Origin of the sequence: Flavobacterium saliperosum, from assembly GCF_900100625.1 — a bacterium.
GTDB classification, from domain to species: Bacteria; Bacteroidota; Bacteroidia; order Flavobacteriales; family Flavobacteriaceae; genus Flavobacterium; species Flavobacterium saliperosum.
The window spans coordinates 590,352-607,021 of record NZ_FMTY01000002.1; the positions used below are offsets into that span (position 1 = coordinate 590,352).

The window sequence follows — 16,670 nt, forward strand, 5'->3', positions numbered from 1 at the left end:
CATGAGAGAATTACTATCCGCCTTACTTTTAGTTATAGGAATAAGCCTGAATGCACAACAAACGAAATGTGATTATGATATAGAAGAGAAAACAGACTCCACTTTTATTAAAAAAACGACTGATTATCTGATTCATGAAAAAGACTTTGTGAATTCGAGAGACTTTGTTTTTTTTGCATTGGTCAATTCTGACGATACACCATATTTGAATTTTCAGTTATTGCAAAAAAGTAAAGATTTCATAAACCCGAAATGTTTTGATGCCACTTCGAAAATTTCACTTCAATTAACCAATGGAAAAATTGTCACTTTATTGAGTGCCGGTGACATCTGCAGTCAGTTAAATTATGATGAAAAAGAAAAAAACAACATTAGGCTGTTAAACAATTACTTCCTTTTCAGTAAAGACGGTTTTGAGGATTTGAAAAAATATCCGATTAGTCTTATGAAGGTAAAATACGCTTCGGAAACTGTAGATTACGTCTTCAAAAAGGAATTGAAATCAGAAGCTTTTAAAGGCACCTTTTTTCCGGAAAATTATTTCATAAATTACCTGAAGTGTTTAGAATAAACCCTAAAACGATATAAAACAAAAAAACCACTGAAATTCAGTGGTTTTTTTTTGTGATCCCGTCAGGATTCGAACCTGAGACCTACTGCTTAGAAGGCAGTTGCTCTATCCAGCTGAGCTACGGGACCTTACTCTTTTTCAGTTCAATTGGGAATACTGAAATTTATTTCGTCGGGGTGGCAGGATTCGAACCTGCGACCTCCTGGTCCCAAACCAGGCGCGATGACCGGGCTACGCTACACCCCGAAAAGCGGAGAGACAGGGACTCGAACCCTGGCGACGGTTACCCGTCGACAGATTAGCAATCTGCTCCATTACCGCTCTGGCACCTCTCCTATTTGCAAAGAAGTTATCCTTTTTTGCGGTTGCAAATGTAACTTAACGATATCTTTCCTGCAACTATTTTGCCTGTTTTTTTTATTTTTTAATAAAGATAATTTAAAACTGTTTCATAGTCAGTAATATAGGTTTTCATAAAAAAAACACTTTCCATCACTACCCATCATATTAATTGCCGGAAGGCGTAAAAGCTCATATTTTTAAATCCAAATTTAAATATCTTGACAATTTTGGTTAAATTCGCATCTTCAACGAACTAACAACATTACATCATGAATAAAAAAGTAGTTATTGTATCGGCGGTAAGAACTCCTATCGGAAGTTTCATGGGAAGCTTATCAACCGTTACAGCTCCACAATTAGGCGCAACAGCAATTAAAGGTGCTTTAAATAAAATCAATTTGGACCCGAATTTGGTAGATGAAGTTATAATGGGTAACGTGGTTCAGGCCGGCGTTGGTCAGGCTCCTGCACGTCAGGCTGCTATTTATGCAGGTTTACCAAATACCGTTGCTTGTACTACTGTAAATAAAGTTTGTGCTTCCGGAATGAAAGCAATCATGCAAGGCGCACAGGCTATTATGGCCGGAGATGCAGAAATCGTAGTTGCCGGTGGTATGGAAAACATGAGTTTGATTCCGCATTACGTACACATGAGAAACGGTGCTAAATTTGGGCCGGCTACGCTATTGGACGGAATGCAGAAAGACGGTTTAACCGACGCGTACGACAACAACGCTATGGGAGTTTCTGCCGACTTATGTGCTTCAGAATACAAAATCACCCGTGAAGAGCAAGATGCTTTCGCAATTCAATCGTATGAGCGTTCTGCAAAAGCATGGGAAGCAGGTAAATTTGATAACGAAATCGTACCGGTATCTATTCCGCAACGAAAAGGCGACCCAATTGTTTTCGCAAAAGATGAAGAATACAGCAATGTAAAATTAGATAAGATTCCAGCTTTAAACGCTGTTTTCACTAAAGACGGAACAGTTACCGCTGCAAACGCTTCTACCATCAATGATGGTGCTGCTGCCTTAATTCTAATGAGTGAGGAAAAAGCACTTGCAATGGGATTAAAACCGTTAGCGTACATCAAATCGTATGCTGATGCGGCTCAAGAACCAAAATGGTTTACCACTTCTCCTGCAAAAGCATTACCGAAAGCATTGGACAAAGCAGGTTTATCTGTCGCTGATGTTGATTTCTTCGAATTCAATGAAGCATTCGCCGTAGTTGGATTAGCCAATGCTAAAATCTTAGGATTGGATAACGAAAAAGTAAACGTTAACGGTGGTGCGGTTTCTTTAGGACACCCTCTAGGATGTTCCGGAGCAAGAATCGTTGTTACTTTAATTAATGTTTTAGAGCAAAACAACGCAAAAGTTGGTGCTGCAGCTATCTGTAATGGTGGTGGTGGTGCTTCAGCCATTGTTATCGAAAGAGCATAAATAAATTATCAGTTATGAGTTGTGCATTATAAATTGATGAAAAATTTATAATTCATAACTCATAATTTTTAACCCATAATTCTTCCAAATGTTTGCTATTTGTAATCTAGCCATAGTTCCATTGCGTGTCGAGCCAAGTGACAGAAGCGAATTAGTTTCTCAGGTTCTCTTTGGGGAACACTTTACAATTTTAGAACAAACTGACAAATGGTCTAGAATTCAGTTGGCTTTTGATGGTTATGAAGGATGGATTGACAACAAGCAATTCCAAATGATTTCGGAAGCAAATTACAATTCCCTTTCCAATTCGGCTTCGGTTATGAGCGCTGATTTGGTGGAATACATAACGACTCCAAACAATTACTTATTGCCCATTCCAATTGGAAGTTCCCTTTCTTTTTTAGACAATCCGGAAATTAACGTTTCCCAATTTTCATTTGAAGGACTAAAAGTATGCGGAATTAAACCGAAATCGGAATTAATCAAAACCGCTTTCATGTACCTGAATGCTCCGTACTTATGGGGCGGAAAGACACCTTTTGGCATTGACTGTTCCGGATTCACTCAAATGGTTTACAAACTCAACGGGTATTCCATTTTACGTGATGCTTCACAACAGGCAACACAAGGAGAAGCGTTGAGTTTTATAGAAGAAAGCGAGCCGGGCGATTTGGCCTTTTTCGACAACGACGAAGGACGAATCACACATGTAGGCATGATTATGGAAGACAATTACATCATTCACGCACATGGTAAAGTACGCATCGACAGATTGGATCATCTGGGAATATACAATATCGATACCGGAAGACACACGCATAAGCTCCGGGTCATTAAAAAGATAGTATAAAAAAACCACGCATTTAGCGTGGTTTTTTTTATCATTTTTCATGGGAGATTACATGAAAATTTTCATAATGTAATAAACAATAGCCGCAATTAAAGCTGACACAGGAATCGTAAGTACCCAAGCCCATAATAAACTAACGGTTACACCCCATCGAACGGCAGAAACCCTTTTAGTTACTCCTACTCCAATAATCGAACCCGTAATAGTGTGCGTCGTAGAAACCGGAATCTTAAAATGCTCCGTCATAAACAAGGTTAAAGCACCGGCAGATTCTGCTACAACACCTTCAAAAGCATTTACTTTGGTAATTTTTGAGCCCATTGTTTTAACAATTTTCCATCCGCCACTTAATGTTCCTGCCGCAATCGCGCCGTAACATGCTAACGGAATCCAACCCGGCATATGCCCTTCTGTTTTAATACCGTCTTTCTCAGAAGGTAAAATCACATGCAACCAATCCGGCATTGAATCCGCAGTAACGCCGCTGGTATGAATATACACCGCAACCGCAGCTGCAATAATACCCATTACTTTTTGCGAATCATTACCACCATGTCCTAAACTGAAAGAAGCTGACGACAATAATTGCATCTTCTTAAGAATAGCTTCCGATTTTGCTGAAGAAAAACTACTGAAAAGTAAATTAAAAATGGCAATACTAAAAAATATAAATGCTACCAAAAACCATTTTATATTGGAAGGTTCGGTTAAAACACTCCAAAAATGACTTTCAAATCGTGGTTTTTTAATGTCTTCATAACCTACAAGCAAAGTCGATAACAACCAACCAGCCAATAGCATCAAAACCAAAGTCAGTATTTTAGGATAAATATTCTTTTTGGAAGAATACATCAACCACAAGGATATGAAATAGGAAATCAGCATTCCTAATAAAGGCGCCAAAACAATAAACGCAACTACAACCAAAACACCAGAAGGCAGTGCACCATCCGAACCCGGTTTGTACCAGTTTACCACATTAAAACCAGCATGCGCAATAGCCGCACCGGCAAAACCACCAATTAAAGTATGTGATGAAGAGGAAGGAATTCCCTTCCACCATGTAAGTAAATTCCAGATAATAGCCGCAATCACACCTGCGAGAATCACAACCAAATCAATATTTTCCGTCTTAGCTGTTTTTGCTACGGTATCCGCAACACCAAAACCAAAAACCCAATAAGCAAGAAAATTAAAAAATGCAGCCCAAAGCACCGCCTGAAAAGGCGTAAGAACTTTAGTGGCAACTATCGTAGCAATGGAATTGGCCGCATCATGAAAACCATTAATGTAGTCAAAAACAAGTGCTAATACGATGATTAGTATTAATAATGTAAAATCCATAGATTACTTTCTGATTGAAAAGAAATTAAGAATGTTTAACAACAATCGATTCTAAAACATTCGCAACTCCTTTACACTTATCAGTTGCTGTTTCCAATGAAGACAAAACTTCTTTGTATTTAATTACGTTTTTCGCATCCGTTTCGTTTTCGAAAATGTCTGCAACCGCTTTATCAAATACACTGTCCGCTTTGCTCTCTAATTTGTTGATACGCTTACAGGCGTCAGTAATAGACTTAAGATTCTTAAGATCTTTAAGTTCCAATACCGCCTTGCTTATTAACTGACAAGCTTCAAGATTAATTTCCGTTAATTTACGGATGGATTTTGTGATTTTTTCCACTTGGTACAAACGCATTCTGCTTGCCCCCTCATGCATATAATCTGCAACATCATCAATTGCTTTGATAAGAGCATGAATGTCTTCTCTGTCAAACGGAGTAATGAAGTTCCTGCTTAGTTCAAGATGCGTTTTATGAGTGATTTCCTCAATGTTGGCTTCTAATTCTTCGATTTTTTTGTAGTAAGTCTCTCTTTCGTTTTTCGGAGCATTTACTGCCTCATGTAATGTTTCCGCCAGTAATGTTAAGTTAGCAGCTGCTTGCTCAAATAAAGGAAAGAATTTTTTGTCTTTTGGTACCAAAAATTGGAAAATACTGTTTATTGACATCGTATGTTAATTTATTGCCGCAAAAGTACCGGTGCAATGTTAAGTTAACGTTAAGACAATGTTAATTCACAATTAATAAGAAAGTCGAAAAAGATGAGCAAATCTTTGTTTTTCAGAATGAAAAGTTTCGTATTTTAGCCAACCAAAATTACACTATCAGAGCTAAAACAACAACATAATGGACATTAACTTCAACAAAAACGAAGACCACAACAAACTTTTACTTTCCGAACTGAAACAACGTCTTGCCAAAGTAAAAATGGGTGGCGGTGAAAAACGTATCGCAAAATTACATGCAGAAGGCAAAATGACAGCCCGTGAACGTATCGAATATCTTTTGGATAAAGGTGCAAAAAGTATTGAAATCGGCGCCTTTGTTGGTGAAGGAATGTACAAAGAACACGGTGGATGCCCTTCTGGAGGAGTTGTCGTGAGAATTGGATATGTTAACGGAAAACAATGTGTGGTCGTTGCCAATGATGCTACCGTAAAAGCCGGAGCCTGGTTCCCAATAACCGCAAAGAAAAACTTGCGTGCTCAGGAAATCGCCATGGAAAACCGGTTACCTATTATATATTTAGTGGACAGCGCCGGAGTGTATCTTCCGATGCAGGATGAAATTTTTCCCGACAAAGAACATTTCGGACGTATTTTCCGCAATAACGCCATCATGAGCAGTATGGGAATCACCCAAATTGCAGCCGTTATGGGAAGTTGTGTTGCCGGTGGCGCTTACTTACCGATTATGAGTGACGAAGCGCTTATCGTGGACAAAACAGGAAGTATTTTTCTTGCCGGCAGTTATCTGGTGAAAGCCGCCATCGGAGAAAGTATTGATAATGAAACCTTAGGTGGTGCCACTACACATTGTGAAATCTCAGGTGTAACCGATTATAAAGCAAAAGATGATAAAGATGCGTTAGACACCATCCGAAACATCGTTGGAAAAATAGGTGATTATGACAAAGCGGGTTACAACCGAATCAAAGCCGAAAAACCAGCCTTAGACGAAAATGAAATCTTCGGAATCCTTCCAAAAGCACGTACCGAACAATATGACATGATGGAAATCATCAAACGTTTGGTAGACAATTCGGAAGTGGACGAATACAAAGCCGGTTACGGACAATCCATAATCACGGCCTACGCCCGTATTGACGGATGGGCAGTGGGAATCGTAGCCAACCAACGTAAAATCGTAAAAACAACAGGAGCAAAAACCAAACCAAGCGAAATGCAGTTCGGTGGCGTAATCTATTCTGATTCAGCCGATAAAGCTACCCGTTTTATTGCCAATTGCAACCAAAAGAAAATCCCGTTGGTATTCGTTCATGACGTTACCGGATTCATGGTAGGTTCCAAATCCGAACACGGCGGAATCATTAAAGACGGCGCCAAAATGGTAAATGCGGTAGCCAATTCCGTTGTGCCTAAATTCACGGTTATCGTTGGAAACTCTTACGGAGCAGGAAACTACGCCATGTGCGGTAAAGCATATGACCCTCGTTTGATTTTCGCCTGGCCAAGTGCCGAATTAGCCGTAATGGGTGGCGCCCAAGCCGCAAAAGTATTATTACAGATTGAAGAATCGTCCATGAAAGCAAGAGGCGAGGAAATCACTCCGGAAAAAGAAGCCGAATTATTCAATAAAATAAAATCACGTTACGACGAACAGGTTTCCCCATATTATTCCGCTTCCAGATTATGGACCGATGCTATCATCGACCCGTTGGATACCCGAAAATGGATTTCCATGGGAATCGAAGCCGCCAACCACGCTCCTATTGAAAAACAGTTTAATTTGGGAGTGATTCAGGTTTAAGACAGGAATCTTCAGTACAACAAAAAGCCTGAAAGAATATTTTCTTCAGGCTTTTGTCATTAAAAAACAATATAAAGTAAGTTTAATTTTATATTTTTAATTAAGTTTGAATTGACTTTCAATTATAACTCAAAAACATTTAATGAAGCTATTTCTGTTTGCACTCCTGCTCTTATATGCAGGCTCTTTAAATGCCCAGCACCATAACTCTGAGAATCGGTTATATCAGGATTATGCATTCACGGATGATTCATTGGTAATGTCGGGAGGGGTTAATCCGAAGGAGTTTAGCTTACTCAACTTAAAAAAGGAATTTCATTACGACTATTACCGTCACATTTTCACCAGAGTGTCAAGCGGGGATTACAGTAAAACCAAGCATTGGTCTGTACCTATAAAAATTTATCTGGATTCCAAAATCCCTAAAGACGTTCAGGATGATTTTATACAGTTCGTAACATTTTTACCAAAAATCGAGAAGTTAACCATTTCATTTGTCCGCAATAAAAAAGAATCCAACTTTTATATTTACCCTGTAACTGAAAAATTGGATGATTTTGAACTTGATTTCTATAAAGGGATAACATTTTCCCTGTTAACAGATGAGTCCAATAAGTTTTATGGTGGCAGAATACTATTCAATCCGAATCAGTTAAAGGACAATACGGTACTGAAAACAAAATTGAGGCAGTTTTTCTTTGCTTCCCTTGGTAATTTTTGCATTAGAAATGAATTGGGAACGGATAGCTTGTTGTCAGAGAATTATCAGTGGAGCAGAACAATTTCGAATTATGATTACACTATTCTTCGATTTCATTACGGTTTATATAATAAAAATGCAATCGGATATCCCGAACTCAAAAAACTATTACAGAAAATCCAAAGTACAACCTTTACCAACACAAGCGGAAAGTTCACTTTAACTTTATAACATGAGAAACGTTTTTCTTTTTACAGCATTCTTTTTGTGTGTCACCACAGCTTTGGCACAACATCACGGTTCAAAAAATTCAAAGGATAAAAGGATTTTCATTTCTATAGATGAATATGTGAGTATCTTCAAAAAAGAACCTGATTTAAGTGATCCCAAAAACTATTTTATTGTACACGGTGACACCTTGGTTGGAGTTGAAAACCTTAAAGCCAAAGTGGTTCCGTTTGAATATAAAGATGCTAATTTTCTTGAAACCTATAAAAAAATTGCTTTTAATGATAACAACAAAAGTAAAGACGGAAAAACACGTTTAAAATACTGGAAAAACGGAATAAAGATTTACCTGAGTGAAAGTGTGCCTCTTTCAACACAAAAAGCACTAAAACGTTTTGCTGATGAAATTTCAAGAGATATTGATTCGCTTCATATTTCATTTAAGAAAAATATTAATGAGGCCAATTATGTTATTTACCTGAATGGTGATTTTGAATATAATACCAGTTTGGAAAATTCTGACGCAGACTATTATCTGAATTGGAATGGCAAAAATCAAATCACAAAAGGATACATTAAAATTAATCCTGTTGTTTTCTTTACTGAAACGCTAATGACAGAAAAAATGAAAGAACTTTTCATTCGGTCGTTAGGGCATTTCAAAGGAACAGATGAACTGAACTGTTCCAGTTTCTATTCAATTTGTACGGAAGGGGAAAAAAAATTCAGTATTCTTGACAGAGAAATACTTAAATACCATTATTCGTACGGAATATGTAAAGGCGTTGATGAAGAAACGTTTGACGGTCTTCATGAAAATGCAAATAAACTTCGTAAGAATGAACCTAACATACCACATATGATAAAGCATATCGAGTAGAAACGATTAATGAATTATCAATACAAAGTAACAAAACAACAAAATCTGCTACCTATACCGTAGCAGATTTTTTTTAACTTTATAGTATTATGAAAAACATTCTCTACATTTCCCTATTTCTTTTAGGGTTACAGCAGGTTTCAGCTCAGCATTTCACCCGCAAAGATACGTTACAAGGCGGATTACGCCATGAGCGAACAAGTTTCGATGTGCAACGTTATGATTTGAATATCAAAATCAATCCCGAAGAAAGAACCATCATCGGTTATAACGATATAACATTTAAAATTGCGGAGCCGACAAAAAAAATCCAAATCGATTTGTTCGACAACATGAAAGTGGACAGTATCGTTTTCAATATGAAAAAGCTACAATACAAACGGGATCATCATGCGGTTTTTATCAATTTTAATGAAATGATGCAACCCGGAACGGAAGGCAAAATTCGTTTTTATTATTCCGGAAAGCCTTTGGTAGCCCGAAATGCACCTTGGGACGGCGGATTTGTTTTCAAAAAAGACACGCAGGACAAACCCTGGATTGGTGTTGCCGTTCAGGGAACCGGAGCCAGTTTGTGGTATCCGGTAAAAGATTCACAAAGCGACGAACCTGATTTTGGATCTTCCGTGAAAGTGGCTGTTCCAAACGGACTGATGAATGTTTCCAACGGTCGGTTTTTAGGCTCCGAAGATTTAAAAAACGGATACACCCGTTGGGATTGGGAGGTTAAAAGTCCGATTAACACCTACAACATCACTGTAAATATTGCCGATTACGTTCATATTCATGACACTTACAAAGGTTTGGATTTGGATTATTACGTTTTAAGAGCCAATGAAGAAAAAGCCCGTAAACATTTTGAAGCCGATGTTAAACCTATGATGGATTGTTTTCAATCGAAATTCGGAACATATCCGTTTAAAGAAGACGGGTATAAATTGGTGGAAACCCCTTATCTGGGCATGGAACACCAAAGTGCCGTGGCCTACGGAAACAAATACATGAAAGGTTATTTAGGTAACGATTTGAGCTTCACCGGTGTGGGATTGGCTTTCGATTATATCACCATTCACGAAACCGGTCACGAATGGTTCGGAAACAGCGTGACTTCGAAAGATATAGCCGACATGTGGATTCATGAGGGTTTCACCACTTATTCGGAAACGGTTTTCATAGAATGTACGCAAGGTTATGAAAAAGCCATGAAATACATTAACGGACAACGTCTGAATGTTCAAAACGACAAACCAATTATCGGTGCTTATGGGGTTAATAACGAAGGTTCCGGCGACATGTATTACAAAGGATCGTTAATGTTAAACACCCTTCGCCATGTTCTCAACGAGGATGAAAAGTGGTGGGCGCTGATATTAAAGTATTCCGAAACCTACCGCCATCAAATTATCGATACGGAAACCGTTGTGGATTTCTTCAACAAAGAGTCGGGCTTAAACCTTACTCCGATTTTCAACCAATATTTACGTTATAAAAACATTCCCGTTCTGGAAGTGCGTCAGCATAAAAAAAATGTACAGATACGCTGGAAAACCGACGTTGCAAATTTTGAAATGCCGGTAGAATATACGCTTGACGGATTTGTTTCAAGAATTAACGCAACCAATAACTGGCAAAGCCTACCCAAGAAAACCAACTTGGATAAGGTAGCATTCAATAAAACGAAAATGTTTTTCAGTATTTCAAAATAAACGAACTGAAATAGAACCGATTACAAGTCTCATTTATTATTTTAATGTACTGATTCGTAGTTATTTATGTACAAATAAACGCTTTGTCGATTTTAAAATTGGTTTTAACGAAAAAATTACGTTACCTAATTTGTAATTAATAATTTAGGGTAAATCAAATCGGAAATACCATGGATACTGTAAAAAATTTAAACAAATGGGCGAATGCACACACGAGCTATCCGCTGGATATATTAAGAATTGCTTTGGGAGTTTTTCTAATCATAAAAGGAATTTCTTTCATAACCAACAAGCAATATCTGAGTGAAATTCTGAATTCAATGCAAAATTTCGGAAGTGAAATGCTGTTGATTCATTACATCGCGGCAGCCCACATGATGGGAGGCCTGATGATTGTTTTCGGATTACTGACAAGATGGTCCATTTGGGCACAGTTACCCATTCTTCTTGGAGCGGTTGCCGTAAATTTCATCGGAGAATTCAACACGCAGAATTTCATTCTCGCATCCGTTACCTTAATTCTTTGTGTCTTCTTCCTGTTCTACGGAAGCGGCAAACACTCTGCAGATTATTATTTTAAAATGCAGCAATAAGGAAAACAACTTTTTTCTATACATAATAACCACAAAGCATGCTTAACCTTCGTCATTGGGGCGATGTGAACTGAAAAAGCGCTTTGTGGTTTTTTTTATTGCATCGACTCCGCGCGTTTTATTTTACCCGTTTCCGTTTCCGAAAATTTCGAGACAAACACAACTTCCTTCGGTTTTTCATATTTATCCAAACCTTCAAAAATGGAATTCCCAATGGCATACGGTTCTCCTTCAACAACCAAAATGAGTTTTTCGCCCAAAGAACTGTCCGGTTTTCCGATAACAAAAAAACGCTGCGGAATCTTACCCGAAAGCTTCTCCTCTATTCTCTCTGGAAACAGCTTCACGCCGCCGCTATTAATCACATTGTCAAAACGTCCGAGCCAGATAAACTTATTTCCGTCAATGATTTCTACCACATCATTCGTGATGATCTTGTCTTCAGAAAGTCGTGGTGCGGCAATTATCAGACAATTTCTTTTATCGGTAGAAATCCGAATATCCGGTAAAACCGAAAAAGCATTATCCTGTATTTTTTTGGCTGCGACATGCGTAATCGTTTCGGTCATTCCGTACGTTTCGTAAAGGTCTGAAGGAATGATTTTCAGTTTGTTAACCAATGTCGGATTCAGTTTTGCCCCTCCAATTATAATGGTTTTAACACGATGCAGTTGCTCCAGCGATTTTTCCACCTGCAGCGGCACCATAGCAGCAAAATCATACGTTTCCTTATTACCGTCAAGCGGATGAGTGTCAGGTTTTACAAAATCTAAATCCCAACCTAAAACCAGCGCGCGAACCAACATCATCTTTCCGGCGATGTATTGTGTTGGCAGACAATGCAGCGCTTTACAGTTTTCCTTTAAATCAAAAAAAACTTCTGTAGCCAAAGCGGAATTTACCATAGCTTCTTTCTTCAAATGGATGATTTTCGGTGTTCCCGTTGTTCCGGATGTGGTTAGTGCAACATAGTCTTTATCGTCAAACCATTCCAAAATGAATTTAGCCAACTGTTCCTCATATTCTTCTTTTGAAACCGCATTTTCATTGGCAAAAAGACATAATTCGCTCTTACTGAAATGTTTTCCGTTGAATTTAAAACCGGGATGTACCGTTTGATACTTGTGTTTCATTATCGTCCGATTGTTTCAATATCTGTTTCGGGAGTCAGCCTTCCGGTAAGTTTTTCTTTCCAGTTGGTCCATTTGTATTTTTTGGAAAACAAAAGCAAAAGCAGCGGGAAAACCACAAAAACCGGAACAATGATGTCGAAACCAGCTGTTGGTTCCGAAATGTCTTTTAAAACCGAATTCGTTTGAAAAGCGGTCCAATCCGCGGTAACCAAAAGGGCTCCGATTAAATTATTGGCAGCATGAAACCCTAAAGCGAGTTCCAATCCTTCATCCATCAAAGTTAAAATTCCCAGAAAAATTCCGGTACCTATATAATAAATCATAATTACCATGCCCAATTTACCCACTTCCGGATTCGCAATATGCATCAATCCGAACAAAACAGAGGAGGTTAAAAAAGGAATCAGTCGGCTATTGGTCACTACGCCTAAGCCCTGCATTAAATAACCCCGGAACAAATATTCTTCAAAACTCGTTTGCAAAGGAATCAGGATTACGGCCAAAAGCATAAATGTAAAAAACGGAACCGGTTCAAAATTGATTACAAAATTTTCGGGTGATGAATAATAAGCCACTCCGGTTAATACAGACGAAATCAGCGCCCATAAACCAAAAGAAAACAAAATACGGTTCCAATCGACTTTTTTACGGGATGTGGTTAAACTTCTGATGCTTTGTCTGTGAATGAATTTCACCCAAAACAGCAATCCCAGACACATTAACGACAAAGGTACGATCACAATAACAAAAGTGATATTGGCCCCCCATTGTGCAATTAACTGATGCATTAAATCATCGGTACTAACACCTTGGGTCATAAAATAATTGGCAGCCATTAATGTGAAGAAACCCAGTAAAACAGGGAGATACAAGATAAAACTAAACTCTTTGCTTTTTATTTGTTCGATATACATAACGCTTTTCTATAATTGATTTATCCGCTCGAATTTACTCGATTTTTCGAAGTATATGGAGTACTTTTGTAAAAAAATTAAAATGATTACCATTTATCATAACCCAAGATGCAGTAAATCCCGTGAAGGCGTTTGTTTACTGGAAGAAAAAGGAATTGAATTTGAGACGTTTAAGTATCTTGATGAAAAAATCACGAAAAGCGAACTGACTTCCATCATCAAAAAACTAAACATCAGACCCATCGAATTGGTCAGAACCAAAGAAACCCTCTGGAAAGACAACTTCAAAGACAAAGAACTTTCTGATGATCAGATCATCACTGCCATGCTCGAAAATCCGGTCCTAATCGAAAGACCCATCATTATCAACGGAGATAAAGCCGTGATTGGCAGACCTGTTGAACGAATTCTTGAGATTATTTAGAATAATTCAATATTTGTTTTAACAAACATTTGTGAATATAGCCTTAAACCAAGGAGTAATTTTGCAGTCATAAAGAGCAAATCAAACAAATCATTCATGAAAAAGCTTCAATCGGTAATAACTTTTTTATTACTGGCAACCACATTATTTTCATTTGCACAACGAGGACCGCAAAAAGCAAAAGTAAAAGTATCAGGAAAGGTAATTGAAAAATCAACCAATCAACCTTTGGAATACGCGAGTATTTATGCACAAAACTCTAAAAATCCTGCTATCGTTTCAGGAGGAATGACAGATGCGAAAGGAGAATTCACTTTTGATGTTCCTGCGGGTACGTACTACATTAAAGTGGAATTTTTAGGTTTTAAAACCGTTGAATTTAAAGACAAGGTTATTGATAAAGACACCAATCTTGGTGTTGTAAATGTAGTTCAGGATTCGAAACAATTGGACGAAGTGGTAGTTATTGCCGAACGTTCAACCGTGGAAATCAAATTGGACAAAAAAGTATACAACGTTGGGCAGGACATGATGGTTAAAGGAGGAACGGCCAGCGATGTATTGGATAACGTCCCTTCGGTGTCTGTGGATATTGACGGAAATGTAAGTTTGCGCGGAAACGATAACGTAAGGGTTCTAATCGACGGAAAACCATCCGGTATGGCCGGTAATGTAGCCGATGCACTTAGAATGCTACCGGCAGATGCCGTTGAAAAAGTGGAAGTAATCACCAACCCATCTGCACGTTACGAAGCTGAAGGCGGTGGCGGTATCGTAAATATCATCCTTCGCAAAGGAAAAGCACAGGGAATCAACGGAAGCGTTACCGCAACGGTGGGAGACCCTCAAAATTATGGGCTGAATGGGAACATTAACCTTAGAAGCGAGCAATTCAATTTGTTCACCACTTCCGGATACACCAACAGTAAAAGTCCCGGAAATTCCATGACGGATACCGAATATCTTGACAGGAATACCGGAGCCACAACAGGTTACATCAACGAAAGACGAAATAATGAAAGAGCGCGTGAAGGTTTCAACAGCAACTTCGGTTTTGAATGGTTTTTAGACAAATCCATCTCTTGGACCAATACGCTTTCTGTTAGAAAAAACAACGGAACCAATCCGGACAATGTACTGTATTATAATTTCGATGAAAACAATACGCCCACTTTCGTCAGAAACCGATTTAACGATCAGGACAACAAAGAAATTAATTTGGAGTACTCAACCAATTTCACGAAAAAATTCAAAAAAGACGGACATAAATTAACCATTGACGGGGCTTTTTCAGGTGACAGGGAGGATGACAATTCAATAATCTCGGATTATATTCTTGGAGATGAAGCCAATACGGACTTCGAAAGAACCATCAGTAAAGAAAACCAGAAACGAAATTTAATTCAGGCGGATTATGTGTTGCCCATCGGGAAAAACAGCCAGTTTGAAGCAGGATATCGCGGAAACTTCACCAATTTAAAAACCGATTTTAAAGTTCAATTTTTAGACGATAACGATGTTTGGGTAAATAATAGCCGTTATACCAACACCTTGGAATACATAGAAAAGGTTAACGCTTTTTATACGCAATTCGGCACAAAAATCAATAAGTTTTCTTATTTGCTTGGTTTACGATATGAAAATTCTAAAATCAACGTGAATCAGTTAACTACCGATGATCTGAACACAAAATCATACGGCAATTTCTTTCCAAGTGTTTTTCTTACCTATGAATTCTCGGAAAAATCCAGCGCCAGTATATCCTACAGCCGACGTATTAACCGTCCGAGAGGTCATTTCTTAAATCCTTTCTCTAATTACTCCAGTAACATCAATCTTTTCAAAGGAAACCCGGATATCGATCCGGCCATGACCGATGCAATAGACATTGGTTACATGAAACGTTGGGAAAAATTAACGTTCAACACTTCGGCCTATATCAATAAAACTACCGATTCTTATCAGTTTATCCGAAGAGAATCCGGTGATTTCGTAAACGGTGTTCCGGTAATTCTAAGCACGCCAATTAACTTAGCCACACAATACCGCACCGGATTTGAATTCACGCTGAATTATTCCCCATACCGATGGTGGAAATTAAACGGAAACTTCAACTTCTTCCGTAACGAAACAAAAGGCGATTACGCTTACACCAATTTTGCCGGTGTAGAAGTGGTTCAGAATTTTGACAATACAGCCTATTCGTGGTTTTCCAGAATAACATCAAAAATCAATTTACCTTACGGAATTGACTGGCAAACCAACGGAACCTATAACGCGCCGCAAAAAAATGCACAGGGAACCAGCAAAGGAGTGCTTTCGGCGAATTTAGCGTTGAGCAAGGATTTCTTCAAAGAAAAAGGAACTTTAGCGTTAAACGTGAGCGATATCTTTAATTCCAGAAAGCGAATTATAGAAACCAATCTGGAAAACGTATTAAACTCTTATAGCGAAATGCAGTGGAGACAACGCCAGATAAACCTTTCGTTCACCTATCGTTTCAACAAAAAGAAAAACGAAAAAGAACGACCGGTTAAAAATGGTGGCGACAACGGTGAGGAATTCATCGGTGGCTAAAACCAAGCTCTGATTACTCTGGAGCGAGTGGCTCGGGAGGTACCGGCAGTCCATGTTCCCGTTTTCCGCTATATCTTTTTTGTCTTTTCCGTTTTTGTTACTGGAAAAGACAAAAAAGATACCGCTCCACCCGATAGCTATCGGGACGGGGCTAAAGCATAAACCATAAAACTTTTGGAAACAAAACCAATAAAAAAAGTCCCGATACATCGGGACTTTTTTATTTCAAGACAGGCGTAAATTTTTTTACGCTTGTTTTTGTGCTCTTTCAGCTCTTTTCTCTTTGTACAACTCGAATAAAGCGCCGCCAATCCAGTAAAAAACGAAGTTTACCAAGAAAAGCATAAGCCAAAATCCTGTTAAGAAAATACCTAAGAAAAGTAAAAAGCCTAAATACTGTTGAAATTCAAACATGTTTTCCGGAATTTTATGAATTCTTGCCAAATATACGGGTAAAAATCAGCCTGA

General features: G+C 38.3%; 15 protein-coding genes and 3 tRNA genes. 10 read left to right on the plus strand and 8 right to left on the minus strand.

What is annotated here, in order from left to right:
* Position 1: 1 nt before the first annotated feature.
* On the plus strand, positions 2-571 hold the full coding sequence (locus tag BLQ05_RS06130; RefSeq protein ID WP_023576835.1) for a hypothetical protein: 570 nt from the start codon (positions 2-4) through the stop codon (positions 569-571).
* Between the two features lie 54 nt (positions 572-625).
* Here the strand turns inward: BLQ05_RS06130 and BLQ05_RS06135 are convergent.
* The 3 genes from BLQ05_RS06135 to BLQ05_RS06145 all read right to left on the minus strand — a co-directional run bounded on the left by BLQ05_RS06135 (position 626) and on the right by BLQ05_RS06145 (position 906).
* Positions 626-699: transfer RNA gene (locus BLQ05_RS06135), tRNA-Arg, on the minus strand.
* A 43-nt stretch (positions 700-742) separates the two neighbouring features.
* Positions 743-817, minus strand: a tRNA-Pro gene (locus BLQ05_RS06140).
* A 5-nt stretch (positions 818-822) separates the two neighbouring features.
* Positions 823-906, minus strand: a tRNA-Ser gene (locus tag BLQ05_RS06145).
* A 276-nt stretch (positions 907-1,182) separates the two neighbouring features.
* Here BLQ05_RS06145 and BLQ05_RS06150 point away from each other — a divergent pair.
* Together BLQ05_RS06150 and BLQ05_RS06155 are read left to right on the plus strand one after the other, a co-directional pair.
* Positions 1,183-2,361, plus strand: a complete 1,179-nt coding sequence (locus BLQ05_RS06150; RefSeq protein WP_023576836.1) for an acetyl-CoA C-acyltransferase — start codon at positions 1,183-1,185, stop codon at positions 2,359-2,361.
* A gap of 88 nt (positions 2,362-2,449) precedes the next feature.
* Positions 2,450-3,211: a C40 family peptidase gene (locus BLQ05_RS06155; protein ID WP_035654608.1), complete on the plus strand. Its 762-nt coding sequence runs from the start codon at positions 2,450-2,452 to the stop codon at positions 3,209-3,211.
* A 48-nt stretch (positions 3,212-3,259) separates the two neighbouring features.
* Here the strand turns inward: BLQ05_RS06155 and BLQ05_RS06160 are convergent, their stop codons facing one another.
* Positions 3,260-4,555, minus strand: a complete 1,296-nt coding sequence (locus tag BLQ05_RS06160) for an inorganic phosphate transporter (RefSeq protein WP_023576838.1) — start codon at positions 4,553-4,555, stop codon at positions 3,260-3,262.
* Between the two features lie 25 nt (positions 4,556-4,580).
* Positions 4,581-5,225, minus strand: coding sequence for a DUF47 domain-containing protein (locus tag BLQ05_RS06165; protein WP_023576839.1), 645 nt, complete (start codon positions 5,223-5,225; stop codon positions 4,581-4,583).
* A gap of 178 nt (positions 5,226-5,403) precedes the next feature.
* On the opposite strand from BLQ05_RS06165, the gene BLQ05_RS06170 reads away from it, so the two are divergent.
* The 5 genes from BLQ05_RS06170 to BLQ05_RS06190 all read left to right on the plus strand — a co-directional run bounded on the left by BLQ05_RS06170 (position 5,404) and on the right by BLQ05_RS06190 (position 11,154).
* Positions 5,404-7,047 (plus strand): acyl-CoA carboxylase subunit beta, encoded by a 1,644-nt coding sequence (locus tag BLQ05_RS06170; RefSeq protein ID WP_023576840.1) that lies wholly within the window; start codon positions 5,404-5,406, stop codon positions 7,045-7,047.
* Between the two features lie 142 nt (positions 7,048-7,189).
* On the plus strand, positions 7,190-7,978 hold the full coding sequence (locus BLQ05_RS06175; RefSeq protein ID WP_023576841.1) for a hypothetical protein: 789 nt from the start codon (positions 7,190-7,192) through the stop codon (positions 7,976-7,978).
* Position 7,979: 1 nt separating this feature from the next.
* A complete protein-coding gene (locus BLQ05_RS06180) occupies positions 7,980-8,855 on the plus strand; it encodes a hypothetical protein (RefSeq protein WP_023576842.1) in 876 nt (291 codons plus the stop codon).
* Positions 8,856-8,944: 89 nt separating this feature from the next.
* Entirely contained in the window at positions 8,945-10,561 is a 1,617-nt protein-coding gene (locus tag BLQ05_RS06185; protein WP_023576843.1) for a M1 family metallopeptidase, read from the plus strand.
* Between the two features lie 170 nt (positions 10,562-10,731).
* The gene (locus BLQ05_RS06190) at positions 10,732-11,154 is read left to right on the plus strand and encodes a DoxX family protein (protein WP_023576844.1); all 423 of its coding nucleotides are present in this window, start codon (positions 10,732-10,734) and stop codon (positions 11,152-11,154) included.
* 95 nt (positions 11,155-11,249) lie between these two features.
* Here the strand turns inward: BLQ05_RS06190 and BLQ05_RS06195 are convergent, their stop codons facing one another.
* Positions 11,250-12,287, minus strand: coding sequence for an AMP-binding protein (locus BLQ05_RS06195; RefSeq protein WP_035654609.1), 1,038 nt, complete (start codon positions 12,285-12,287; stop codon positions 11,250-11,252).
* Positions 12,287-13,201 (minus strand): CPBP family intramembrane glutamic endopeptidase, encoded by a 915-nt coding sequence (locus BLQ05_RS06200; protein WP_023576846.1) that lies wholly within the window; start codon positions 13,199-13,201, stop codon positions 12,287-12,289. Before BLQ05_RS06200 ends, BLQ05_RS06195 begins: the two co-directional genes overlap by 1 nt.
* Before the next feature lie 82 nt (positions 13,202-13,283).
* Here BLQ05_RS06200 and arsC point away from each other — a divergent pair, with 82 nt between their 5' ends.
* Together arsC and BLQ05_RS06210 are read left to right on the plus strand one after the other, a co-directional pair.
* Positions 13,284-13,625, plus strand: a complete 342-nt coding sequence (arsC, locus tag BLQ05_RS06205) for an arsenate reductase (glutaredoxin) (RefSeq protein ID WP_023576847.1) — start codon at positions 13,284-13,286, stop codon at positions 13,623-13,625.
* A 96-nt stretch (positions 13,626-13,721) separates the two neighbouring features.
* Positions 13,722-16,202 carry a TonB-dependent receptor gene (locus BLQ05_RS06210; RefSeq protein ID WP_023576848.1) on the plus strand — a complete coding sequence of 827 codons (2,481 nt, stop codon included), beginning with the start codon at positions 13,722-13,724 and terminating at the stop codon, positions 16,200-16,202.
* Positions 16,203-16,448: 246 nt separating this feature from the next.
* On the opposite strand, the gene BLQ05_RS13775 is transcribed toward BLQ05_RS06210, so the two are convergent.
* A complete protein-coding gene (locus BLQ05_RS13775) occupies positions 16,449-16,616 on the minus strand; it encodes a hypothetical protein (RefSeq protein ID WP_023576850.1) in 168 nt (55 codons plus the stop codon).
* Positions 16,617-16,670 lie beyond the last annotated feature (54 nt).

Coding starts and splice junctions, on each gene's coding strand:
- BLQ05_RS06155 (WP_035654608.1), top strand. CDS start 2,450: ATGTTTGCTATTTGTAATCTAGCCATAGTTCCATTGCGTGTCGAGCCA.
- BLQ05_RS06160 (WP_023576838.1), bottom strand. CDS start 4,555: ATGGATTTTACATTATTAATACTAATCATCGTATTAGCACTTGTTTTT.
- BLQ05_RS06165 (WP_023576839.1), bottom strand. CDS start 5,225: ATGTCAATAAACAGTATTTTCCAATTTTTGGTACCAAAAGACAAAAAA.
- BLQ05_RS06195 (WP_035654609.1), bottom strand. CDS start 12,287: ATGAAACACAAGTATCAAACGGTACATCCCGGTTTTAAATTCAACGGA.
- arsC (WP_023576847.1), top strand. CDS start 13,284: ATGATTACCATTTATCATAACCCAAGATGCAGTAAATCCCGTGAAGGC.
- BLQ05_RS06175 (WP_023576841.1), top strand. CDS start 7,190: ATGAAGCTATTTCTGTTTGCACTCCTGCTCTTATATGCAGGCTCTTTA.
- BLQ05_RS06185 (WP_023576843.1), top strand. CDS start 8,945: ATGAAAAACATTCTCTACATTTCCCTATTTCTTTTAGGGTTACAGCAG.
- BLQ05_RS06190 (WP_023576844.1), top strand. CDS start 10,732: ATGGATACTGTAAAAAATTTAAACAAATGGGCGAATGCACACACGAGC.
- BLQ05_RS13775 (WP_023576850.1), bottom strand. CDS start 16,616: ATGTTTGAATTTCAACAGTATTTAGGCTTTTTACTTTTCTTAGGTATT.
- BLQ05_RS06180 (WP_023576842.1), top strand. CDS start 7,980: ATGAGAAACGTTTTTCTTTTTACAGCATTCTTTTTGTGTGTCACCACA.
- BLQ05_RS06170 (WP_023576840.1), top strand. CDS start 5,404: ATGGACATTAACTTCAACAAAAACGAAGACCACAACAAACTTTTACTT.
- BLQ05_RS06130 (WP_023576835.1), top strand. CDS start 2: ATGAGAGAATTACTATCCGCCTTACTTTTAGTTATAGGAATAAGCCTG.
- BLQ05_RS06200 (WP_023576846.1), bottom strand. CDS start 13,201: ATGTATATCGAACAAATAAAAAGCAAAGAGTTTAGTTTTATCTTGTAT.
- BLQ05_RS06150 (WP_023576836.1), top strand. CDS start 1,183: ATGAATAAAAAAGTAGTTATTGTATCGGCGGTAAGAACTCCTATCGGA.
- BLQ05_RS06210 (WP_023576848.1), top strand. CDS start 13,722: ATGAAAAAGCTTCAATCGGTAATAACTTTTTTATTACTGGCAACCACA.